This window comes from Xylophilus sp., assembly GCA_009914555.1.
Classification (GTDB): Bacteria; Pseudomonadota; Gammaproteobacteria; order Burkholderiales; family Burkholderiaceae_C; genus WNDY01.
The window spans coordinates 1-21,288 of the sequence record WNDY01000065.1 but is presented as its reverse complement, the minus strand read 5'-3'; the positions used below and the strand labels follow the sequence as shown (position 1 = coordinate 21,288).

22 protein-coding genes are annotated in these 21,288 nt (G+C 70.5%); 2 read left to right on the top strand and 20 right to left on the bottom strand.

The features are described 5' to 3' along the window. The 18 genes from GAK38_RS20300 to rpsB all read right to left on the bottom strand — a co-directional run. On the bottom strand, nt 1–252 hold a 252-nt coding region (locus GAK38_RS20300), incomplete at its 3' end, for a transposase (RefSeq protein ID WP_291781585.1). Beyond that, complete coding sequence (locus GAK38_RS20295; RefSeq protein WP_443089252.1) at nt 249–962, bottom strand: hypothetical protein; 714 nt, start codon at nt 960–962, stop codon at nt 249–251. The genes GAK38_RS20300 and GAK38_RS20295, both read right to left, overlap by 4 nt. Nucleotides 963–1,080: 118 nt before the next feature. Further along, on the bottom strand, nt 1,081–1,863 hold the full coding sequence (locus tag GAK38_RS20290; protein ID WP_325346757.1) for a TrmH family RNA methyltransferase: 783 nt from the start codon (nt 1,861–1,863) through the stop codon (nt 1,081–1,083). Continuing rightward, nucleotides 1,860–2,543, bottom strand: coding sequence for a ribonuclease HII (gene rnhB, locus GAK38_RS20285; RefSeq protein WP_325346756.1), 684 nt, complete (start codon nt 2,541–2,543; stop codon nt 1,860–1,862). The genes GAK38_RS20290 and rnhB overlap by 4 nt, the downstream gene beginning before the upstream one ends. Then, nucleotides 2,506–3,684 (bottom strand): lipid-A-disaccharide synthase, encoded by a 1,179-nt coding sequence (lpxB, locus tag GAK38_RS20280; RefSeq protein WP_325346755.1) that lies wholly within the window; start codon nt 3,682–3,684, stop codon nt 2,506–2,508. Before lpxB ends, rnhB begins: the two co-directional genes overlap by 38 nt. Nucleotides 3,685–3,689: 5 nt before the next feature. Then, on the bottom strand, nt 3,690–4,487 hold the full coding sequence (gene lpxA / locus GAK38_RS20275) for an acyl-ACP--UDP-N-acetylglucosamine O-acyltransferase (protein ID WP_325346759.1): 798 nt from the start codon (nt 4,485–4,487) through the stop codon (nt 3,690–3,692). A 43-nt stretch (nt 4,488–4,530) separates the two neighbouring features. Beyond that, nucleotides 4,531–4,968 (bottom strand): 3-hydroxyacyl-ACP dehydratase FabZ, encoded by a 438-nt coding sequence (fabZ, locus tag GAK38_RS20270; RefSeq protein WP_325346758.1) that lies wholly within the window; start codon nt 4,966–4,968, stop codon nt 4,531–4,533. A gap of 99 nt (nt 4,969–5,067) precedes the next feature. Then, nucleotides 5,068–6,048, bottom strand: a complete 981-nt coding sequence (lpxD, locus tag GAK38_RS20265; RefSeq protein ID WP_325346754.1) for a UDP-3-O-(3-hydroxymyristoyl)glucosamine N-acyltransferase — start codon at nt 6,046–6,048, stop codon at nt 5,068–5,070. Nucleotides 6,049–6,091: 43 nt separating this feature from the next. Further along, the gene (locus tag GAK38_RS20260) at nt 6,092–6,640 is read right to left on the bottom strand and encodes an OmpH family outer membrane protein (RefSeq protein WP_325346753.1); all 549 of its coding nucleotides are present in this window, start codon (nt 6,638–6,640) and stop codon (nt 6,092–6,094) included. Beyond that, nucleotides 6,640–8,937, bottom strand: coding sequence for an outer membrane protein assembly factor BamA (gene bamA, locus GAK38_RS20255; protein WP_325346752.1), 2,298 nt, complete (start codon nt 8,935–8,937; stop codon nt 6,640–6,642). The genes GAK38_RS20260 and bamA overlap by 1 nt, the downstream gene beginning before the upstream one ends. 34 nt (nt 8,938–8,971) lie before the next feature. Then, nucleotides 8,972–10,336: an RIP metalloprotease RseP gene (gene rseP, locus GAK38_RS20250; RefSeq protein ID WP_325346751.1), complete on the bottom strand. Its 1,365-nt coding sequence runs from the start codon at nt 10,334–10,336 to the stop codon at nt 8,972–8,974. 54 nt (nt 10,337–10,390) lie between these two features. Then, on the bottom strand, nt 10,391–11,569 hold the full coding sequence (ispC, locus tag GAK38_RS20245; protein WP_325346750.1) for a 1-deoxy-D-xylulose-5-phosphate reductoisomerase: 1,179 nt from the start codon (nt 11,567–11,569) through the stop codon (nt 10,391–10,393). Next, on the bottom strand, nt 11,566–12,414 hold the full coding sequence (locus GAK38_RS20240; RefSeq protein WP_325346749.1) for a phosphatidate cytidylyltransferase: 849 nt from the start codon (nt 12,412–12,414) through the stop codon (nt 11,566–11,568). The genes ispC and GAK38_RS20240 overlap by 4 nt, the downstream gene beginning before the upstream one ends. Before the next feature lie 25 nt (nt 12,415–12,439). Further along, nucleotides 12,440–13,207, bottom strand: a complete 768-nt coding sequence (uppS, locus tag GAK38_RS20235) for a polyprenyl diphosphate synthase (RefSeq protein ID WP_325346748.1) — start codon at nt 13,205–13,207, stop codon at nt 12,440–12,442. A gap of 8 nt (nt 13,208–13,215) precedes the next feature. Then, nucleotides 13,216–13,779, bottom strand: coding sequence for a ribosome recycling factor (frr, locus tag GAK38_RS20230; protein ID WP_325346747.1), 564 nt, complete (start codon nt 13,777–13,779; stop codon nt 13,216–13,218). A 62-nt stretch (nt 13,780–13,841) separates the two neighbouring features. Beyond that, nucleotides 13,842–14,564, bottom strand: a complete 723-nt coding sequence (gene pyrH / locus GAK38_RS20225; RefSeq protein WP_325346746.1) for a UMP kinase — start codon at nt 14,562–14,564, stop codon at nt 13,842–13,844. 91 nt (nt 14,565–14,655) lie between these two features. Beyond that, a complete protein-coding gene (tsf, locus tag GAK38_RS20220; protein WP_325346745.1) occupies nt 14,656–15,579 on the bottom strand; it encodes a translation elongation factor Ts in 924 nt (307 codons plus the stop codon). Between the two features lie 92 nt (nt 15,580–15,671). Then, nucleotides 15,672–16,424, bottom strand: a complete 753-nt coding sequence (rpsB, locus tag GAK38_RS20215) for a 30S ribosomal protein S2 (protein WP_325346744.1) — start codon at nt 16,422–16,424, stop codon at nt 15,672–15,674. Nucleotides 16,425–16,732: 308 nt separating this feature from the next. Between rpsB and GAK38_RS20210 the strand changes: the two genes are divergently transcribed. Together GAK38_RS20210 and GAK38_RS20205 are read left to right on the top strand one after the other, a co-directional pair. Next, the gene (locus GAK38_RS20210) at nt 16,733–17,980 is read left to right on the top strand and encodes an FAD-dependent oxidoreductase (RefSeq protein ID WP_325346743.1); all 1,248 of its coding nucleotides are present in this window, start codon (nt 16,733–16,735) and stop codon (nt 17,978–17,980) included. A gap of 32 nt (nt 17,981–18,012) precedes the next feature. After that, nucleotides 18,013–19,530 (top strand): NAD(P)H-hydrate dehydratase, encoded by a 1,518-nt coding sequence (locus tag GAK38_RS20205; protein ID WP_325346742.1) that lies wholly within the window; start codon nt 18,013–18,015, stop codon nt 19,528–19,530. A gap of 41 nt (nt 19,531–19,571) precedes the next feature. Here GAK38_RS20205 and GAK38_RS20200 read toward each other — a convergent pair whose 3' ends face one another. Beyond that, complete coding sequence (locus GAK38_RS20200) at nt 19,572–20,357, bottom strand: SDR family oxidoreductase (RefSeq protein WP_325346741.1); 786 nt, start codon at nt 20,355–20,357, stop codon at nt 19,572–19,574. Nucleotides 20,358–20,419: 62 nt separating this feature from the next. After that, nucleotides 20,420–21,288 (bottom strand): RNB domain-containing ribonuclease (locus tag GAK38_RS20195; RefSeq protein WP_325346740.1); only part of this gene is annotated, 869 nt, incomplete at its 5' end.

Sequence of the window (21,288 nt, the reverse complement as noted above, 5' to 3'; positions counted from 1 at the left end):
GAAAGCGTTCTCCTCCTCCAGCCGCGCCACTTCACGTTTGAGCCGTGCATGTTCGGCCAACTCCAAGCGTTGTGCCTGATCGTCCTGGTCGTGCCGCCGCGCCTGGGCGCGCCAACTGTACAGCTGGGCAGGCTGCAACCCCAGATCACGAGCCACCGTGGTTACCCCTTCTGTGGCCGCTCGCAACAGTGCCTGCTGCCTGAACTCCAGGCTGAACTCCTGCCCCTTTCTGCCTGCCTTGCTCTTGGTCATCGTCCACCTCCTATTGCGATAGTTAATCGCTTATAGGGGTGTCCGTGAAACGGGGGCAAGATCACGGCGAAGCTGCCGTGCTTGGCGCGCAGGTCGGCCAGCGGCGCGATGTGCTCGCGCAGCGCCGGCACGCTGCCGTCCACCAGGTCGCCGGTGATCGCGACCGCGTCGGCGCCCAGCGCATTCACCCGGGCGACGATGCGCGCGACGTAGCCGCGGCGGATCGTCGGCCCCACATGCAGGTCGCTGAGCTGCGCGATGGTGAAGCCGTGCAGCGCTGCGGGCAGGCCCGGCAGCTTCACGTCCACGCGCTTGACCCGCGCCGTGCGGCGCGCGTTCCAGAAGCCCGCCAGCGAGGCCAGCGTGGCCGCCAGCACCACGGCCGCGGCGCTGTCCGCCGCGACGGCGCCGCCCTGGAGCCAGCCGCCGGCCCAGGCCGCGATCAGCCCCAGGTCGCGCAGCAGCGTCAGCACGAACAGCGATGAGAACCAGCCCATGGCCAGCAGGCCGATCCAGCTCCAGACCGGGCCGGCGGCGCGCCGCCCACCGGACCGGTGCCGGAAGGGCATCGGCAGCGCGATGGCCGATACCAGCAGCAGCACGGCGAATGCCGGCCCGGCGGCCGGCCAGGCGGCGAGCGCCGGAACGAGGCGCAGGCCGATGTAGAAGTGCAGAAGAGTGGTGAGGAAGGTCAGCAGGCGCAGCGACATGGGATGCAAGGGTGGCGCGGCCTGCGCCGCGGAACCCGGCAGATGCGGCTGCCGCGGGAAATATCCAGCCCCGGCTGGCCGCCAGGGCGTCGTCCCGTCCGGCGGCCAGCCCGGTCCGTCATCCGGCCGCCGGGGCCTGCGCCGCGCTCGCATGCAGGCAGATCGCCGCGGCCGCCGCGACGTTGAGCGATTCCTCGCCCCCCGGCTGCGCGATGCGGATGCGCATGGCCGCCTTCGCTTCGAGCGCCGGCTGCACGCCCCGCCCCTCGTGGCCCAGCAGCCAGGCGCAGGGCCAGGGCAGCGCGGCGCGGTGCAGCCATTCGCCGCCGTGCGAGCTGGTGGCCACGAGCGGCAGGCCCAGGCCGTCGAGCGATGCGGCCTCCAGCCCCTCGACCAGCCGCAGGCCGAAGTGCGCGCCCATGCCGGCGCGCAGCACCTTCGGGCTCCACAGCGCCGCCGTGCCGCGCAGGGCCAGCACCTGGGCGAAGCCGAAGGCGGACGCGCTGCGCAGGATGGAGCCGACGTTGCCGGCGTCCTGCAGCCGGTCGAGCACCACGGCCGGCGCGCCCGGCAGCGGCGCAGCCGCCGCATCCAGGTCGAGCACGAAGCCGACGGACGCGGCCGATTCGAGGCCGCTCACGCTTTCCATGACCTTGTCGGCCAGCAGCACGGTGCGCGGCGCGGCTTCGCGCAGGGCCTGGGGCGCCTGCGGCCAGAACGTCTCGGCGAACACCGCCACCGCGGGCCGGCGGCCGCGGGCCAGCAGCGCGCCGCAGAGGTGGTCGCCTTCGAGCCACACGCGGCCATGCCGGCGGTAGGCCGTGCCGTCCTGCGCCAGGCGGCGCAGGTCCTTGACGAAGGCGTTGTCGCGCGAGGTGATCGGCTGCGGGGCTGCCGTCATTCGACCAGTTCCCCCATCGCAGCAGGCGCCTCGACCGCGACGAGGCCGCCTTCGATCACCATGCGCACCGGTGCGAACGACCGGCGGTGCTGCGGGCAGGCGCCATGCACGCGCAGCGCCGCCAGGTGCGCGGCCGTGCTGTAGCCCTTGTGCCCGTCGAAGCCGTACTGCGGGTATTCGGCATGGAGGGCCACGCACCAGCGGTCGCGGTGCACCTTGGCCAGGATGGACGCCGCCGAGATGGCGGCCACGGTCGCGTCGCCGCCGACGACGGCCTCCGCCCGCACCTCCAGCACCGGCAGGCGGTTGCCGTCCACCAATACCTTGTGGGGTACCAGCCTGAGGCCCGCGACAGCCCGGCGCATGGCGAGCATGGTAGCCTGGAGTATGTTGACGCTGTCGATCTCCTCGACGCTGGCCTCGGCGATGCTGCAGCACAGCGCCTTGGCTCGGATCTCGTCGTAGAGCCGCGCGCGCTGCAGCGCGGTGAGCTTTTTGGAGTCGGCCAGGCCGGCGATCGGCTGGAGCTCGTCGAGGATGACGGCGGCGGCCACGACCGGGCCGGCCAGCGGCCCGCGGCCGGCCTCGTCCACGCCGGCAGTGAGCTGGCCGGGAATGTCCCAGGCCAGCGTGGACTGCAGATCAGGCCGCCGGGCGGCGGAGGACTTCTTCGATGGCATCGGCGGCAAGGCGGGGCGTATCGCGCCGCAACGCGTGGTGCAGCGCGGTGAATCGTTGCGTGAGGGCGGCGGTCTCGGACGGCGGCGCGCAGAGCTGGCGCAGCACGGCATCGGCCAGGGCCGCGGGCGTGGCGGCGTCCTGCAGCAGCTCGGGCACGACGAAGTCGCCGCAGAGGATGTTGGGCAGGCCGACCCAGGGCTGCAGCTGCCTGCCGCGCATGAGCTGCCACGACAGCCAGTGCATGTTGTAGGCGATCACCATCGGCCGCTTGAAGAGGGCCGCCTCCAGCGTGGCCGTGCCGCTGGCGATCAGCGTGGTGTTGCAGGCGGCCAGCACCTGGTGCGAGCGGCCTTCATGGATGCGCAGCTCCGCGCCCAGGCCGGCCGCACGCGCCGCGGCCTCGACGCGCGGGCGCAACGCCGCGGACGTCGGCACGACGAACTGCACACCCGGCCGCGCGGCGCGGATGCGGGCGGCGGCCTGGAAGAAGCGGTCGGCCAGGTAGTTCACCTCGGAGCGGCGGCTGCCCGGCAGGAGGGCGACGATCTCGCCCTCCTCCTGCAGCCCGAGCGCCCGGCGCGCCGCAGCGCGGTCCGGCTCCAGCGGGATCACCGCGGCCAGCGGATGGCCGACATAGGTGGCGGCGATGCCGTGCCGGGCCAGCAGCGCCGGCTCGAACGGGAAGATGCAGAGCACGTGGTCGGCCGCGGCGCGGATCTTCTCGACGCGCCCGGGCCGCCAGGCCCAGATCGACGGGCAGACGAAGTGCACCGTGCGGATGCCGCCGGCGCGCAGGGCCTTCTCCAGCCCGAAGTTGAAGTCCGGCGCATCGACGCCGATGAAGAGGTCGGGCCGGTCGGCCGCGCCGAGCAGGCGGTCGCGCAGCTGGCGGCGGATGGCCGCGATGCCGGCATAGTGGCGCAGCGCCTCGGCATAGCCGAACACGGCCAGCCGCTCGTGCGGCCACCAGCTGTCGAAGCCGCGTGCGCGCATCTGCGGCCCGCCGATGCCGGCCGCGGCCGCCCCGGGCCAGCGCTCGCGCACGCCGTCGAGCAGCAGCCCGGCCAGCAGGTCGCCCGACGCCTCTCCGGCCACCAAGGCAAAACGTGGGGGAGTACCCCCTGCTACCGCCTGATCCATGCGCACTACCGGGCTATACCCCGCTCAGATTCGGAAAGAAAGCGTTCCAGCAGCGCCACGTCCGCGGCCGCTTCGGGCACCTCGGACGCCAGCGCGGCGATGCCTTCGCGCGCTTTCTCCAGCGTGAGGCCCTGGCGGTAGAGCAGCCGGTGCATCCGCTTGACCGCGGCAATGCGCTCCGGCGAGAAGCCGCGGCGGCGCAGGCCCACGAGGTTCAGGCCGCGCACCGCCAGCGGATTGCCGTCGGCCAGCATGAACGGCGGCACGTCCTGCGTCACCGCGCTGGCGAAGCCGACCATCGCATGCGCGCCGATCTTGACGAACTGGTGGATGCCGGTGAGCCCGCCGACCGTCACCCAGTCGCCCAGGTGCACGTGGCCGGCCAGCGTGGTGTTGTTGGCCAGCGTCGTGCGGTTGCCCACGTGGCAGTCGTGCGCGATGTGGGTGTAGGCCATGATCCAGTTGTCGTCGCCCACCGTGGTGAGGCCGCCCGCGCCCGGCACGCCGAGGTTGAAGGTGCAGAACTCGCGGATCGTGTTGCGGTCGCCGATGACCAGCTCGGTCGGCTCGCCGGCGTACTTCTTGTCCTGCGGGACGGCGCCGATCGAGTTGAACTGGAAGATGCGGTTGTCGCGGCCGATGGTGGTGCGGCCCTCGATGACGCAGTGCGGGCCCACGCGGGTGCCGGCACCGATCCTCACGTGCGGGCCGACCACGGTGAACGGGCCGATGGCGACGCCCTCGCCGAGCACGGCCAGCGGATCGACGATGGCGCTCGGATGGACCGAAACGGCTGCAGGCACGGCTGGGGGGCTGCTGCTCACGGCGTCCTCCTGGCTCGCCGGTTCAGCCGACGCTGCGCATGGTGCACATCAGGTCGGCCTCGACGGCGACCTCGCTGCCGACCTTGGCGACGGCCTTGAACTTGTAGATGCCGGCCCGCACACGGTCGATCAGCACCTCGATCACCAGCTGGTCGCCCGGCTCCACCGGCCGCTTGAACCGTGCGCCGTCGATGCCGGCGAAGTAGTACACCTGCGTCGCGTCGGGCGCCTGCCCCATCGCGTCGAAGGCCAGCAGGCCGGCCGCCTGGGCCATGGCTTCAAGGATCAGCACGCCGGGCATGATCGGGCGCGCCGGGAAATGGCCCTGGAAGAACGGCTCGTTGACCGTGACGTTCTTGATCGCCTTGATGCGCTTGCCCGTCTCCAGCTCCACCACGCGGTCCACCAGCAGGAACGGATAGCGGTGGGGCAGTTGTTTCAGGATCCCATAGATATCCATGGTCTTGATATCCGTGTTCTTGCTGTCGTCGGTCATTTTCGTCGGTCTCGGTCGATAGGGCGGCAGCCGCGCTCGCTGCATGCCGGCCGCCGCGCGGCGTCAGCCAGGCAGTCGGGCTTCCAGCGCCTTGATGCGGTCGCGCAGCGTGTGCAGCTGCTTGAGCGTGGCTGCGTTCTTTTCCCACTTGGCATTGTCGTCGGCGGGGAAGATGCCGCTGTAGAGGCCGGGCTGGCGGATGGACCGGGTCACGACGGTGGCCACGGAAACCTGGACCCCGTCGGCCAGGCTCAGGTGGCCCAGGATGCGCGCGGCGCCGCCGATGCTGCAGTGCGCGCCGATGACGGCGCTGCCGGCCACGGCCGAGCAGCCGGCCATGATCGTGTGGCGGCCGATGTGCACGTTGTGGCCGATCTGCACGAGGTTGTCGATCTTCACGCCGTCCTCGACGACGGTATCGGCCAGCGCGCCGCGGTCGATGCAGCTGTTGGCGCCGACCTCCACGTCGTCGCCGATGCGCACGCCGCCCAGCTGCTCGATCTTGATCCAAGCGCCGTCCTGCGGCGCGAAGCCGAAGCCGTCGGCCCCGATCACCGCGCCCGGATGCAGAATGCAGCGCGCGCCGATGGAGGAGCCCTCGCCCACCGTCACGCGCGACGTCAGCACGGTGCCCGCGCCGATGCGCACGCCCCGGCCGACCACGCAGAGCGGGCCGATCGACGCGCTCGGATCGACGGCGGCGGTGGGATCGACCACCGCGCTCGGATGCACGCCCGCGGGCGAGGCCGGCGGCAGCCGGCGCTTCCAGAGCTGGGTGGCCTGCGCGAAGTACACATACGGCTGCGCGGCGACGATGCAGGCCCCGCGCGCGCGCGCGGCCTCCTCCATCGCCGGGGCCACAATGACACAGGCCGCCCGGGAGGCGGCCAGTTGCGACTGGTAGCGCGGGTTGCTGAGGAAGCTCAGCGCATCGGGCCCCGCGGAATCCAGCGGCGCGATGCCGCCGATCTCGGTCGCCGCGTCGCCGTGCAGTTCACCGCCGAGCGCCGCGACGATGTCTCCGAGCCGGAGCGTCGTCGTCATGCGGCTGCTGCCCGGCGCCGGCGAGCCGGCACCTGCATGGCCATCACTTGCCGGCAGGCGCTGCCGAGCCGCCGCCCGTTGCGCCGTTGAGCGCCTTGAGCACCTTGTCGGTGATGTCGTGCTTGGGGTTGATGTAGACGGCTTCCTGGAGGATGACGTCGTACTTCTCCTGCTCGGCCACCTGCTTGACCACGCGGTTCGCGCGTTCGAGCACCTGCTGGAGTTCCTCGTTTTTGCGCGAGTTCAGGTCCTCCTGGAACTCGCGGCGCTTGCGCTGGAAGTCGCGGTCCTGCTCGACCAGCTGCTTCTGGCGCGCGGCACGCTGGCTTTCCGGCAGCGTCGGGCCTTCGCGCTCGAACTTGTCGGAAGCGGCCTTGAGCTGGTTGCCCTGGTCGACGAGGTCTTTCTCGCGGCGCGAGAACTCCTGCTCGAGCTTGGCCTGCGCGGCACGGGCCGCGTTGGCCTCGCGGAAGATGCGATCGGTGTTCACGAAGCCGGCGCGGAATTCTTCCGCGTGCGCCGCGACGGGGGCTGCGACAGCAAACGAGCCGGCCAGCATGGCCAGCGCGAAGTGACGGGAAAAGGATTTCATTAGAAGGACGTTCCGATCTGGAAGTGCAATTTCTGGATTCTATCGCCCGGGAACTTGCGGACCGGGTTGGCGATGGCGATGCGCAGCGGGCCCACCGGCGAGATCCAGCTCAGGCCCAGGCCGACCGACGACCGCAGCTGGCTTAACTCGACCTTCTCGTTTTCGCCGTAGACGTTGCCGATGTCCCAGAAGCCGAAAATGCGCAGCGTGCGGTCGTTGCCGGCGCCGGGGAACGGCGCGATCGCCTCGGCGTTGAGCGTGAGCTTCTTGGCGCCGCCGATGGACGAACCGGTCACGTCGCGCGGACCGAGGGTACCCTGGTCGAAGCCGCGCACCGAGCCCAGGCCGCCCGAGTAGAAGTTCTTGAACACCGGGAAGGCCTGGCCGTTCAGGCCCTTGCCCCAGCCGCCCTCGGCGTTGAAGGCCAGCGTGTACTGCTTGTTGAGCGGGATGTACTGCTGGAACTGGTAGTTGGTCCGCACGTAGCGCGCGTCGCCGGCCACCGACCATTCGGAGTTCAGGCGCTGGTAGCGGCCCTTGTTGGGCACCAGCGCGCTGTCGCGGTCGTCGCGCGACCAGCCGATGGTCAGCGGCAGGCCGGTGCTGGTCTCGCCGTACTTGGTGGCATAGGCCAGGTAAGCCGCGGGGATGTTGGTGCCGGCCTTGATGGTGGTCACCTCGCCGCCGATGCCGAAGAAGACCGTGTCGGTCTCGCTGAACGGCACGCCGAAGCGCACGCTGGCGCCCGAGGTCACGAGCCGGTAGTTGCCGCCCTGGTCCTGGTAGGGGCTCGAGGAGCGGGTGTAGAGGTCGATCGTGCGCGAGATACCGTCGGTCGTGAAGTACGGGTTGGTGGTCGACAGCACGATCACGCGGTTGTACCTGCTGGTGTTGACTTCGAGGCCGAGGTAGTTGCCCGAGCCGAACACGTTCTCCTGCTTGATCGAGAACGACAGCGACACCTTCTCGGCGCTGGAGAAGCCGGCGCCGAGCTGCAGGCTGCCGGTGGCCTTCTCGGTCACGTTGACCAGCAGGTCGACCTGGTCGGGCGAGCCCGGGACTTCCTGCGTCTCGACCTTGACCTCGCTGAAGTAGCCCAGGCGGTCCACGCGGTCGCGCGAGAGCTTGATCTTGTCGCCGTCGTACCAGGCCGATTCGAACTGGCGGAACTCGCGGCGGATCACTTCGTCGCGCGTGCGGTTGTTGCCGCTGACCGTGATACGGCGCACGTAGGCGCGCCGCGACGGGTCGGCCTGCAGCACGAACGACACGCGGTTGTTGACGCGGTCGATCTCGGGGCGGGCCTCGACGCGCGCGAACGCAAAGCCGAAGTTGGCGAAGTAGTCGGTGAAGGCCTTGGTGGTCTGGGCGACCTGGTCGGCGTTGTAGGGCTCGCCAGGCTGGATGGTGATGAGCGACTTGAACTCTTCTTCCTTGTCGAGGTAGTTGCCCTCCAGACGCACGCCGGAGACCACGTAGCGCTGGCCCTCGGTCACGTTGACCGTGATCGTGATGTCCTGCTTGTCCGGCGAGATCGCGACCTGCGTGGAATCGACGCGGAACTCAAGGTAGCCGCGCGCGAGATAGTAGGAGCGCAGCGTCTCCAGGTCGGCATTGAGCTTGGCGCGCGAATAGCGGTCGGACTTGGTGTACCACGACAGCCAGCCGCCGGTGTCCAGGTCGAACAGGCCTTTCAAGGTAGATTCGCTGAACGCGGTGTTGCCGACGATGCGGATGTCCTTGATCTTGGCCGGCTCGCCTTCGGTCACGGTGAAGGTGATGTTGACCCGGTTGCGCTCCACCGGGGTGACGGTGGTGACGACGTCCGCGCCGTAGAGGCTCTTGTTGATGTACTGGCGCTTCAACTCCTGCTCGGCGCGGTCGGCCAGGGCGCTGTCGAACGGGCGGCCCTCGGCCAGGCCGACGTCGCGCATGGCCTTCTTGAGCGTGTCCTTGTCGAACTCCTTGGTGCCGGCGAAATCGACGCCGGCGACGGTCGGGCGTTCCTCGACGATCACTACGAGCACATTGCCCTGGGCTTCGAGGCGCACGTCCTTGAACAGCCCCAGCGCGAACAGGGCGCGGATCGCAGCTGCGCCCTTCTCGTCGTTGTAGCTGTCGCCCACGCGCAGGGGCAGCGATGCGAAGATGGTGCCGGGCTCCACCCGCTGCAGCCCCTCGACACGGATGTCCCGGACAGTGAAAGGATCGAGCGCCCAGGCGGCATTGCCGGCGAAAAGCAGGGCTGCGACCGAGGCAACCGTACGCACGCCGAAGCGTTGGATGTGTTTTTTCATGAAGCGGAGCGGGGCCGGCAGCGCGCGGCGATGATTAACCAAAGAGTCGGGTGACGTCGTTGAACAGCGCGATGAACATCATGAGCAGCAGGACTGCCAAGCCGCCGCGCTGCAGACGCTCCAGCCAGACGTCGGAAACGCCGCGGCCGGTCACCGCCTCCCAAAGATAATACATCAGGTGTCCGCCATCGAGGACGGGCAGCGGCAGCAGGTTCAGTACACCGAGGCTCACGCTGATGAGCGCCAGAAACACCAAGTATTGAGTCAGCCCAAGACTCGCCGATTTTCCGGCGTAATCGGCAATCGTGAGCGGCCCGCTGAGGTTGCGCACCGAGGCCTCGCCGATGACCATGCGGCCCATCATGCGCAGCGTGAGCGACGACACTTCCCAGGTGCGGACCACGCCGCCCCACAGGCCTTCGAGCGGGCCGCGGCGCACCAGCACGCGCTCCGGCGGCGCGCCGACGTAGGCGGAGATGCGGCCCACGCTGCGGCCGCCTTCGCGCTGCACGGCAGGTTCGACCTGCAGTGTGAGGATGCGGCCGTCACGCTCCACGCTCCAGGCCTGGGCCAGCGGCCGGCCGTCGGGCTGCACCGAGGCCCGGATCGCCTCGCGCAGCTGGGTGCTGTCCACGATGGCCCGCCCGCCGATGCTCTGCACCAGGTCGCCTTGACGCAGCCCCGCGCGCGCCGCCGCGCCGTCGGCCATGACCTCGCCGATCACCGGCCGGGTGAATGGGCCGATGATGCCGATGCGCCGGGCCAGGGCGGCGTCGACCTCCGCCGCCTGCAGCCCGCCCAGCGGCAGCACGACGTCGCGGCTCGGCGCACCGGGCTCGGGCTGCACCGTGAGGCGCAGGTCTTGGCCGTTGAGCGCGCTCTGCGTCAGGGCCCAGCGCAGGTCCTCGAACGACCGTACCGGCTCGGGCTCTTCGCCGGCGATCGCCGTGCTCTGCACCAATTCGCCGCCACGCAGGCCCGCACCCTGCGCCAGCGAGCCCGGCACGGGGCTGGACAGATACGGCTGCGGCTCTTCCACGCCGATCCAGCCGACCGCGGCATAGAGCAGCACGGCCAGCAGCAGGTTGGCGAACGGGCCGGCCGCCACGATGGCCGCGCGCGAGCGCAGCGGCTGGGTGTTGAAGGCGAGGTGCCGCTCCTCGGGGCCGACCGGGGCCTCGCGCTCGTCGAGCATCTTCACGTAGCCGCCGAGCGGAATCGCACTGATGGCGAACTGGGTCGGCGAGCCCTTGGGCTGCCAGCGCCACAGCGTCCGGCCGAACCCGATCGAGAAGCGCAGCACCTTCACGCCGCATGCGACGGCTACACGGTAGTGACCATATTCATGCACAGCGATGAGCAGGGCCAGTGCGGCGACGAAGGCGATGACGGTGAGCATGCGTAGGGATCCTTCGGTGTTCTCGTGGGCGCGAACACGGTCTGGCGGCCCAGGTCAGGCCGCCAGCCGCCGCACCGCGCAAGCCGCAGCCGCGCGCGCCTGCGCGTCGGTCGCCAGCAGGCCTTCGAGCGAATCGGGCGCTTCGGGCGATACGGCGTCGAGGGTGGCAAGGTTCACGGCATGGATGTGGTCGAAGCGCAGGCGCCGCGCCAGAAAGGCCTCGACCGCGATCTCGTTGGAGGCGTTGAGCACGGTGGTGGTTCCGCGCGTGGCGCGCAGGGCCTGCCATGACAGGTGCAGGCCGGGGAAGCGCACGGCATCGGCCTCCTCGAAGGTGAGCGCCGCCAGCGTGGAGAAGTCGAGCCGCGCCGCGCCGCTCTCGATGCGCTCCGGCCAGGCCAGGCCGCAGGCAATGGGCACGCGCATGTCGGGCGTGCCCAGTTGCGCGAGGATGGACGCGTCGTTGAACTGCACCATCGAATGCACGATCTGCTGCGGATGGATCACCACGCGGATCTGCTCGGGCGCGAGGTCGAACAGCCAGCGCGCCTCGATCACTTCGAGTGCCTTGTTCATCATCGTGGCCGAGTCGACCGAGATCTTGCGGCCCATCGCGAAGTTGGGATGCGCGCAGGCCTCGTCCGGCGTGATCGCAGCCAGCGTGGCCGGGTCGCGCTGACGGAACGGGCCGCCCGATGCGGTCAGCAGGATGCTGTCGACGCGCTGCGGCCAGGTGGCACGGTCCTCGGGCAGGCACTGGAAGATGGCCGAATGCTCGCTGTCGATCGGCAGCAGCGCAGCGCCGCCGGTGCGGACCGCGTCCATGAACAGCGCACCGCCGACGACCAGGGCCTCCTTGTTCGCGAGCAGCAACCGCTTGCCGGCACGCGCCGCGGCGAGACAGGGCGCCAGACCGGCCGCACCGACGATGGCGGCCATGACGACATCGACTTCGGGATGGGATGCGATCGCCTCCAGTGCGCCCGCATCCTGCAGCACCTCGGTGGTCAGGCCCTCGGCCCGGAGCCGCCCGGCGAGTTGCTTCGCATGCGGCGCGCTGGCCATCACCGCATAGCGCGGCGAAAAGCGCGCGCACTGCGACAACAGCAGATCCACCTGCGTGGCGGCGCTGAGCGCGAAGACTTCGTAGCGCCCGGGATGGCGCGCCACGACGTCGAGCGTGCTCGTGCCGATGGAGCCGGTCGAGCCGAGGATGGAGAGGCGTTGGATCATGCGAAGGAGATCAATGCGAGCGCCAGCGGCAGCGTGGGCAGCAGCGCGTCGACGCGGTCGAGCACGCCGCCGTGGCCCGGCAGCAATGCACTGCTGTCCTTGGCGCCGGCGCTGCGCTTGACGAGGGATTCGACTAGGTCGCCGGCCACGCTGAGGGCCGTCATCACGGCCAGGCCCGGCAGCAGCAGCCAGGGGCCGTGGCCGGCCAGGCGGCTGTAGAAGCTCGGCGATGCGGCGCCCAGCGCGCGGTCGGCCGCGACCCAGACCAGCGCCACGACGACCACGCCGATGAAGCCACCCCAGGCGCCCTCCCAGCTCTTGCCGGGGCTGATCGTAGGCGCGAGCTTGTCGCGGGTAAAGCGCAGGCCGAACCTGCGGCCGGCGAAATAGGCGAAGACATCGGCGGCCCAGACCAGCGCCAGAACGGACAGCAGGAAGTTCACGCCCAGCGTGCGTGCATGGGCCACGGCCAGCCAGGCCAGCCACAGCAGCACCAGACCGGCGATCAAACGTACCCCCTTGAGTATACTTCTCCAGCTGGCAACACCTGCACTCAGCAGAATGATACTCCCCAAAATCCACACCACGCTGCCGGCAGCCCACAGCCACGGCAGCGGCTGCGACGGCCAACCGGCCCACCAGGCCCCCGCGCTCGCGACGGCCACCATGAGCCCGGCCGCGACCGCACCGCCGCCGGCCAGTCCGTTGAGCCGCCCCCACTCCCAGCCGGCCGCCGCGATCAGCACCAGCACGACGGCCGCGAACGGCGCAGGCGATGGATGGAACAGCGCCGGCAGCAGGATGGCCAGCAGGACGAGGGCAGTGATGATGCGCTGCTTGAGCATGAAGGCCTCTCCTTGCGGGGAAATGTCAGGCGACCACCGGGCCGCGCGACTGCGGCTGCGGCGGCTGCACCTGGGCCGATGTCTTGCCGAAGCGACGCTCGCGGCGGGCATAGGCGGCCAGCGCCTCGTCGAGTGCCGCCTCGTCGAAGTCCGGCCACAGCCGGTCGCTGAAGAAGAGTTCGGAGTATGCGGCCTGCCACAGCAGAAAGTTGCTGATGCGCTGCTCGCCGCCGGTGCGGATCAGCAGGTCCGGGTCCGGCACGTGGGCCATGGCCATGGCCTCGTGCAGGCTGGTCTCGGTGATCGGCTCGCCGCGCGCGGCCAGCGCCGCAGCGGCCTGGGCGATGTCCCAGCGGCCGCCGTAGTTGAAGCAGATGTTGAGCACCAGCCGGGTGTTGCCGGCCGTCATCGCCTCGGCCTGCGCCAGGCTCTTGCAGACCTTCTCCGACAGCGCCTTGCGATCACCGACGCAATGCAGCCGCACGCCATCGCGGTGCATCTGCGGCACTTCGCGCGCCAGCGCGCGCACCAGCAGATCCATGAGTCCGGAGACCTCGTCGGCCGGCCGCTGCCAGTTCTCGGACGAGAAGGCGAACACCGTCAGCACGCGCACGCCGCGCTCGGCGCAGGCATGCACGCAGTGCCGCAGGGATTCCACGCCCTGGCGGTGCCCTGCGACGCGCGGCAGGAAGCGCCTGGACGCCCAGCGTCCGTTGCCGTCCATGACGATGGCCACATGGCCCGGCACCGCGGGCCCGGCAGCCGCGGGCGGGGAGGAGCGCAGGATGCTCATGCCGACGGTCAGACAGCCAGGATGTCCTGCTCTTTCGCAGCCACCAGGCTGTCGATCGTGGCCACGTGCCGGTCGGTCACCTTCTGCACGTCGGCTTCGGCGCGCTTCTGGTCGTCCTCGGAGGCGAGCTTGTCCTTGACCAGTTTCTTGACCGCGTCGTTGGCGTCGCGGCGCAGGTTGCGCACGGCGATCTTGGCGTTCTCGCCTTCGCTGCGCACGAGCCTGGTCAGCTCCTTGCGGCGCTCCTCGCTCATCGGCGGCAGCGGCACGCGGATCAGGTCGCCCACGGACGCAGGGTTCAGGCCCAGGTCGCTGTCGCGGATGGCCTTCTCGATCTTAGCGGAAAGGCCCTTTTCCCAGGGCTGCACGCCGATCGTACGGGCGTCGAGCAGCGACAGGTTGGCCACCTGCGACAGCGGCACCTGCGAGCCGTAGTATTCGACCTGCACCGAGTCCAGCAGCGCCGGGTTGGCGCGGCCGGTGCGGATCTTCGCGAGGTTGTTCTGGAAGGCCGCGATGGACTGGTCCATCCTGCCTTCGGCGTTCTTCTTGATGTCGGCGATCGTCGTCATGCTGTCCTCTGTCTAGCGGGCCTGCAATGGCGCGGGGGCACCCTGGGCGCCCCGCGGCCGATTCAGGCGTGAACCAGGGTGCCTTCGTCCTCGCCCATCACCACGCGCCTGAGCGCGCCGTGCTTGACGATCGAGAAGACCTTGACCGGCAGGTTCTGGTCGCGGCACAGCGCGAAGGCCGTGGCGTCCATGATGCCGAGATTCTGCGCCATCGCCTCGTCGAAGGTCAGGCGGCTGTAGCGCGTGGCGGCCGGGTCCTTGTACGGGTCGGCGGTGTAGACGCCATCGACCTTGGTGGCCTTGAGCACCAGTTCCGCGCCGATCTCGGCGCCGCGCAGCGCGGCGGCCGTGTCGGTCGTGAAGAACGGGTTGCCGGTGCCGGCGGCGAACACCACGACCTTGCCCTCTTCGAGGTACTGCAGGGCCTTCGGGCGCACGTAGGGCTCGACCACCTGCTCGATGGCGATGGCGGACATCACGCGGGCGGTGAGGCCGGCCTTGTCCATCGAGTCGGCCAGCGCCAGCGCGTTCATCACGGTGGCCAGCATGCCCATGTAGTCGGCCGTGGCCCGGTCCATGCCGACCGCGCCGCCGGCCACGCCGCGGAAGATGTTGCCGCCGCCGATCACGACGGCCACCTGCACGCCCAGACGCGTGACCTCGGCGATCTCGCCGACCATGCGGACGATGGTCGCGCGGTTGATGCCGAAAGGATCGTCACCCATGAGGGCTTCACCGGACAGCTTGAGCAGGATGCGCTTGTGGGCTGGCTGGACGTCGGTCATGGATGGATGCTCCTGGTGGGTTTGGATGCCGGCCGCGGCGGCAGCCGACGCGAGGGAAGACGCGCCGCGGTGCAGCCCGCCGGCCGTGGGCTCAGGCGGCCCCCTTGGCGGCGGCGACCTGGGCCGCCACTTCGGCTGCGAAGTCGTCGACCTTCTTCTCGATGCCCTCGCCCACGACGTAGAGCGAGAAGCCCTTGACCGTGGTACCCGCGGCCTTGAGCACCTGCTCGACGGTCTGCTTGTCGTTCTTCACGAAGGACTGGTTGAAGAGCGACACTTCCTTGAGGAATTTCTGCACGCCGCCCTCGATGCGCTTGGCGACGATCTCGGGCGACTGGGCCGGCTTGCCGGCGGCCTCGGCGGCCTTGCGGTCTTCCTCGGCCTTGCCGGCGGCCACGGCGCGCTCCTTCTCGATCAGCTCGGCCGGCACTTCGGCGGCGGCCAGCGCAACCGGCTTCAACGCCGCCACATGCAGCGCGATGTCCTTGGCGACGACGGCATCGCCCTCGTACTCGACCACGACGCCGATGCGGCCGCCGTGCAGGTAGGTCACGAGGTCGTTGCCCGAATCGAAGCGCTTGAAGCGGCGCACGACGATGTTCTCGCCGATCTTGCCGATCAGGCCCTTGCGCACATCCTCGAGCGTCGGGCCGAACGTGTCCTGCTCGTAGGGCAGCGCGGCCAGCGCGGCCAGGTCGGCCGGGTTGTGCCGGGCGACCAGCTCGGCCACGGCCTTGGCCAGGGCGATGAAGCTGTCGTTCTTGCTGACGAAGTCGGTCTCGCTGTTGACCTCGACCAAGGCGCCGGTCTTGCCGTCGACGAAGCTCGACACCACACCCTCGGCGGTGACGCGCGAGGCGGCCTTGCCGGCCTTGTTGCCGAGCTTGACGCGCAGCAGCTCCTCGGCCTTGTCGAGGTCGCCGCCGGCCTCGGTCAGGGCCTTCTTGCACTCCATCATGGGAGCATCGGTCTTGGCGCGCAGTTCGGCGACCAGTTTTGCGGTGATTTCAGCCATGTCGTTTCTCCGTATTCATTCCTTGCAGGGACTAAAAAAAAGGGGCATCAGAGCCCCTTTTCATCGCACGCTCGCGCGGCGGGCACATGCCTTCAGGCAGCGGATTCCTCGACTTCGACGAACTCGTCGCCGGACTCGCCCGAAGCGGCCTTGACCACGTCGTTCACGACGTTCGCACGGCCTTCGATGATGGCGTCGGCGATCGAGCGGGCATACAGCGCCACGGCCTTGGCCGAGTCGTCGTTGCCGGGGATCACATAGTCGATGCCTTCGGGCGAGTGGTTGGTGTCGACCACGCCGATCAGCGGGATGCCGAGCTTCTTGGCTTCGGCCACGGCGATCTTGTGGAAGCCCACGTCGATGATGAAGATGGCGTCGGGCAGGGCCGTCAGGTCCTGGATGCCGCCGATGTCCTTCTCAAGCTTCTCGATCTCGCGGGAGAACGTGAGCTGCTCCTTCTTGGACAGGCCTTCGAGGCCGGCTTCCTGCTGGGCCTTGAGGTCCTTCAGGCGCTTGATCGAGGTCTTGACCGTCTTGAAGTTGGTCAGCATGCCGCCCAGCCAGCGCTGGTTCACAAAGGGGACGCCAGCGCGCCCGGCCTCACCGGCGACGATCTCGCGGGCCTGACGCTTGGTGCCGACGAACAGGATGGTGCCGCGGTTGGCAGCCAGCTGCCGGGCGTACTTCTGAGCGTCCTGGAGCAGCGGCAGCGACTTCTCCAGGTTGATGATGTGGATCTTGTTGCGGCTGCCGAAGATGTACGGGGCCATCTTGGGGTTCCAGAAACGGGTCTGGTGGCCGAAGTGGACGCCTGCTTCCAGCAGTTCGCGCATGGTGGTCGACATGGAAATTCTCCAAAGGTTGGGTCTGAAATCCGGCCCCGCACTTGCCCGCCGCGGCAGACACAGCAAATGCGCCTGCGGACGATGCAACACCTTGGTGGAGCCGGTTTGCGATTCGCTTTCGTGCCCTCTGCGCCGGCGTTCCCCGCAAGAAGAAACAACGGGTGGCGACCACCCGTTGTTTTTGCAGGACGCGCGAGCGACAAACACACCGCACGAAGCCTGACAAGTATAGCATAGCGCCCCCTCTGAACCAGCGTTTGCGCCTGTCGTGCGCGGCCGTCGGCTGCCTCCACTCCCCTTTCCTCCCCATGAAGATCGCCATCGTGGGCGCCGGCATCATCGGCGTCGCCACGGCCTACGAGCTCAGCGCCGACGGCCACGAAGTCACTGTGTTCGAACGCCGCGGCGCCGTGGCCGAGGAGGGCAGCTTCAGCGGCGCGGGCCTCGCCACGGCCGCCTGGGCGGCCATCGGCCCGGGGCCGGCATCCGCGACCCGGCAATGGTGGCGCCTACTGCGCGGCCGCAGCGATCCGCAATGGCTCGGGCCGCGCCTCCGCGGCCTCGACTGGGTGCGGCAGCAGGTCCGCGCTGGCCGGCCCGGCATCTGGCAGGAGCACCAGGCCCGGCTGCTGGCGCTGTCGGGCTACGGCCAGGCCCGCCTGCGCACGCTGACCGCCGCGCTGGAACTGGAGCACGACCGCGCCGAAGGCCACCTGCTGCTGCTGCGCACCCCGGCCGAGCGCGAGCGGCTGAAGCCGCGCCTGCAATGGCTGCTGGACGCCGGCGTACGCGTGCACGCACTGGATGCCGCGGCCGCCCGCGCCATCGAGCCCGCGCTCGGCACCGAGCCGCCGCTGGAGGGCGCCCTGCACTTTCCCGACGACGACCTGGGCAACACCCGGCAGTTCGCGCTGCTGCTGCGCAGCGAGGCGCAGCGGCGCGGCGCGGAGTTCGTCTTCGGCGCGACGGTCGCCGCGCTGTCGCCTTCGTCGCGGCCGGGATGGAAGCTCGCGGGCGATCCCGCACCGCGGTCCTTCGATGCCGTCGTCGTCTGCGCCGGCGCCGCCGCCGGCCTGCTGCTGCGCCCCCTCGGCCTGCGCCTGCCGCTGGCTGCGGTGACCGGGCATGCGGTCAACGCACCCGTGCGCGAGCCGCTGGCCGCGCCGCGCAGCGCGGTGACCGAGGCGGCCAGCGGCATCTCGGTATCGCGTGTCGGCCAGCGCATCCGCGTGGCCGGCACCTCCTACCTGGGTCGGGTCGGCGACACAGTGCGCCGCGAGGCGCTGAACCGGCTCTACCGGACCCTGCAGGACTGGTTCCCCGGCGCAGCGACGCTGTCGGCCGGCCTGCAGGAATGGCAGGGCGTGCGCCCTGCCCTGCCCGGCGGCGTGCCGGTCATCGGTTCCGGCCACCAGCCGGGCCTCTGGCTCAACCTGGGCCACGGCGGCAGCGGCTGGACCACGGCCTGCAGCAGCGCACGCCTGCTGGCCGACCAGATCGCCGGCCGCACACCCGAGATCGACGCCGACGCCTACGCACTGCGCCGGCTCGGCTGACGACGCTCCGCTCCATCTGCTACAACGGCCGGATGCCCATCCGACCGCCGATCGAACGCATCCACCCCGACCGCTTCCATCCACTGCACGGCGCGGACGCTACCCGCCGCATCGAGCAGGCCGCCGCCGCGGCGCTGCCGCCGCACACGCTGATGCAGCGCGCCGGCCTGGCCGCCGCACGGCTCGCCACGGCGCTGGCGCCGCATGCCCGGCGCATCTGGATCGCCTGCGGCACCGGCAACAACGGCGGCGACGGGCTTGAAGCCGCCTTCCACCTGCATACGGCCGGCCGGCCGGTGACCGCGACCTGGCTCGGCACGCCCGGCCAGGGGCCGGACGATGCGCAGCGTTCCTGGCAGCGCGCGCGGGATGCCGGCGTGGCCTTCGCCGACGCGGCGCCGCAGGACCTGTCGGCCGACGACCTCTGCATCGACGCCCTGCTCGGCGTCGGTTTTTCACCGCAGGCCGGCCGCGCGCCGTCGCCGCGGCTCGTGGCGCTGCTGCAGGCCCTGCGCGGCAGCGGCAGCCCGCTGCTCTGCGTGGACCTGCCCTCCGGTCTGCTGGCGGACACCGGGACCCTGGCGCCGGGCTTCGCCACGCCGGCGGCGCCGGACAAGCCGGTCCACACGCTCACGCTGCTCACGCTGAAGCCCGGGCTGTTCACCGCCCAGGGCCGCGATGCCGCGGGCACCGTCTGGCTCGACCGGCTGGCCGTCGATCCGGCCGGCGAACCCGCGACCGCGCTGCTGGCCGGCCCGCCGCCGCAGGCGCACCGCCTGCATGCCAGCCACAAGGGCAGCCGCGGCGACGTGGCCGTGGTCGGCGGTGCGCCGGGCATGGCGGGAGCCGCGGTGCTCGCAGCCACGGCCGCGCTGCATGCGGGCGCGGGCCGGGTCTATCTCGCCCTGCTCGACCCACGTCCGGCGCCCGGCCTGCCGCCCGAGCTGATGCTGCGCGATCCGCAGGCCATCGATGCCTCGGCGCTCACCGTGGTCTGCGGCTGCGGCGGCGACGGGGCCGTGGCCGCGCAGCTGCCGCGCCTGCTGGCCGAAGCGAAACGCCTGGTGCTGGACGCGGACGCACTCAATGCCGTGGCCGGCGACCCGCGTCTTCAGGAACTGCTGACCCGCCGCGGCGCCGGCCGGCCGACCGTGCTGACCCCCCATCCGCTGGAGGCGGCCCGCCTGCTCGCCACGACGGCCGCCGCAGTCCAGGACGACCGCCTTGCCGCCGCGCAGGCCCTGGCGTCGCGATTCGACTGCACCGTCGTGCTCAAGGGCTCGGGCAGCATCGTCGCCACGCAGGGGGAGTCGCCGTGGGTGAACCCGACAGGCAACGGCCGGCTGGCGACCGCCGGCACCGGCGATGTGCTGGCGGGCCTCGTCGGCGCGCTGCTGGCCGGCGGAGCGCCGGCGCGCAACGCGGCCTGGCAGGGCGTTTTCGCCCACGGCCGGGCAGCGGATGGCTGGACCGATGGCGTCCCGCTCACCGCGCAGGCGCTGGCCCTGCGTGGCCTGGAGCCACATACACCCCAGTCAACTCTTCTCTAGCGCCCGCCTTGCGCGCGTCAGCAAGGCATACCCCCTCGAAGTCAACCGCGCCCAACGAACGGCATCTTCGTCGCCATCACCGTGTGGAACAGCACGTTGGCTTCGAGCGGCAGGTTGGCCATGTAGAGCACCGACTGGCCGACCACCGCCACGTCCATGCGCGGCTCGACCACCTTATCGCCCGAGGCCTGCAGGATTCCGGTGGTCATGCGCTCGGTCATCTCGGTGGCGGCGTTGCCGACGTCGATCTGGCCCACGGCGATGTCGTGGCGGCGGCCGTCGAGCGCGGCCGCCTTGGTCAGGCCGGTCACCGCATGCTTGGTGGCGGTGTAGGCGATCGAATGCGGCCGCGGCGCATGGGCCGAGATCGAGCCGTTGTTGATGATGCGCCCGCCCTTGGGCACCTGCGTGGACATGGTGCGGAAGGCCTGCTGGATGCCGTGGAACATGCCATGGAGGTTGGTATCGACCACATTGCGCCAGGCCTGGAGGTCGAGCTGCTCCAGCGGCACGGCCGGCGCGCCGATGCCGGCGTTGTTGAACAGCAGGTCCACGCGGCCCCAGCGGGCCACGGCCGCCGCGAACAGCGCCTCGACCGCGACGGCGTCGGCCACGTCGGTCGGCACGGCCAGCGTGCGCTCCACCGCGCCGGACGCTTCGGCCACGGCCCGCAGCGGCTCGGCCCTGCGGCCCGCCAGCGCCACGTGCCAACCGTCGCCGAGCAGCGCCAGCGCCGCGGCGCGGCCAATGCCGGAGCCCGCGCCGGTCACGATGGCCACACGGCGGCGGTCCGAGGATGGTGAGGGGGAAAGCGTGTCGTTCGTCATGGATGCACCGTGAAACCGCGCACGGCGGCCGAAGCCACCGTGCCACGGAGAAGAATGAAAACTCAGCCGCGCCGCGGCTTGCGGCCCTTGGGCTTAGCATCGCTGCGCGCGCCGCGGGCCGCCTTTTTCACCGCAGCCTGGAGCGCCTGGATCGGCGAGCGGGCGGTCTCGCCCGGCTCGGTCGCCGCCACGCGCCTGGGCGGTTTCCCGCCTGCGGCCCTCCTGCCCGGCGCACCATCGCGGCCCTCGTGCGGGACGACGCCCTTGTCCTTCATCGCGCGCACGATCGCGTCCTCGCCATCGCGCACCAGGCGGAAGTCGATGCGCCGGCCGTCCAGGTCCACGCGGCTCACCTGTACCCGCACGCGCGTGCCGATGGCGTAGCGGATGCCGGTGCGCTCGCCGCGCAGTTCCTGCCGCGCCTCGTCGAACTTGAAGTACTCGCCGCCGAGCTCGGTGATGTGCACCAGGCCCTCGACGTACATCGCGTCGAGCGTGACGAAGATGCCGAAGGTGGTCGCCGCGCTGACCACGCCGCTGAACTCTTCGCCGAGATGCTCGCGCATGTAGCGGCACTTGAGCCAGGCCTCGACATCGCGGCTGGCCTCGTCGGCACGGCGCTCGTTGGCGCTGCAATGCAGCCCGGCGGCCTGCCACGCGGCGGTCTCCTTCTGCGCCGCGGGTGACGGCTTGCGCCCGGGCTCGGCCTTGGGCGGCGCCACGCGCGAGGCGAGCCGCTTGGCCAGCTTGGCATGGGCTTCGCCTGGCGTCGGCAGGCTCGGCAGCTGGTACCGGGTGCCGCCCAGGATGGCCTTGATCACGCGGTGCACCAGCAGGTCGGGGTAGCGCCGGATCGGACTGGTGAAGTGCGTGTAGGCCTCGTAGGCCAGGCCGAAGTGGCCGCTGTTGATGGGCGTGTAGATCGCCTGCT

What these genes read in the sequence shown, in the direction of transcription:
- GAK38_RS20295 (WP_443089252.1), bottom strand. Translation starts at nt 962, where the DNA reads ATGTCGCTGCGCCTGCTGACCTTCCTCACCACTCTTCTGCACTTCTAC.
- GAK38_RS20290 (WP_325346757.1), bottom strand. Translation starts at nt 1,863, where the DNA reads ATGACGGCAGCCCCGCAGCCGATCACCTCGCGCGACAACGCCTTCGTC.
- rnhB (WP_325346756.1), bottom strand. Translation starts at nt 2,543, where the DNA reads ATGCCATCGAAGAAGTCCTCCGCCGCCCGGCGGCCTGATCTGCAGTCC.
- lpxB (WP_325346755.1), bottom strand. Translation starts at nt 3,684, where the DNA reads ATGGATCAGGCGGTAGCAGGGGGTACTCCCCCACGTTTTGCCTTGGTG.
- fabZ (WP_325346758.1), bottom strand. Translation starts at nt 4,968, where the DNA reads ATGGATATCTATGGGATCCTGAAACAACTGCCCCACCGCTATCCGTTC.
- lpxD (WP_325346754.1), bottom strand. Translation starts at nt 6,048, where the DNA reads ATGACGACGACGCTCCGGCTCGGAGACATCGTCGCGGCGCTCGGCGGT.
- GAK38_RS20260 (WP_325346753.1), bottom strand. Translation starts at nt 6,640, where the DNA reads ATGAAATCCTTTTCCCGTCACTTCGCGCTGGCCATGCTGGCCGGCTCG.
- bamA (WP_325346752.1), bottom strand. Translation starts at nt 8,937, where the DNA reads ATGAAAAAACACATCCAACGCTTCGGCGTGCGTACGGTTGCCTCGGTC.
- rseP (WP_325346751.1), bottom strand. Translation starts at nt 10,336, where the DNA reads ATGCTCACCGTCATCGCCTTCGTCGCCGCACTGGCCCTGCTCATCGCT.
- ispC (WP_325346750.1), bottom strand. Translation starts at nt 11,569, where the DNA reads ATGATCCAACGCCTCTCCATCCTCGGCTCGACCGGCTCCATCGGCACG.
- GAK38_RS20240 (WP_325346749.1), bottom strand. Translation starts at nt 12,414, where the DNA reads ATGCTCAAGCAGCGCATCATCACTGCCCTCGTCCTGCTGGCCATCCTG.
- uppS (WP_325346748.1), bottom strand. Translation starts at nt 13,207, where the DNA reads ATGAGCATCCTGCGCTCCTCCCCGCCCGCGGCTGCCGGGCCCGCGGTG.
- frr (WP_325346747.1), bottom strand. Translation starts at nt 13,779, where the DNA reads ATGACGACGATCGCCGACATCAAGAAGAACGCCGAAGGCAGGATGGAC.
- pyrH (WP_325346746.1), bottom strand. Translation starts at nt 14,564, where the DNA reads ATGACCGACGTCCAGCCAGCCCACAAGCGCATCCTGCTCAAGCTGTCC.
- tsf (WP_325346745.1), bottom strand. Translation starts at nt 15,579, where the DNA reads ATGGCTGAAATCACCGCAAAACTGGTCGCCGAACTGCGCGCCAAGACC.
- rpsB (WP_325346744.1), bottom strand. Translation starts at nt 16,424, where the DNA reads ATGTCGACCACCATGCGCGAACTGCTGGAAGCAGGCGTCCACTTCGGC.
- GAK38_RS20210 (WP_325346743.1), top strand. Translation starts at nt 16,733, where the DNA reads ATGAAGATCGCCATCGTGGGCGCCGGCATCATCGGCGTCGCCACGGCC.
- GAK38_RS20205 (WP_325346742.1), top strand. Translation starts at nt 18,013, where the DNA reads ATGCCCATCCGACCGCCGATCGAACGCATCCACCCCGACCGCTTCCAT.
- GAK38_RS20200 (WP_325346741.1), bottom strand. Translation starts at nt 20,357, where the DNA reads ATGACGAACGACACGCTTTCCCCCTCACCATCCTCGGACCGCCGCCGT.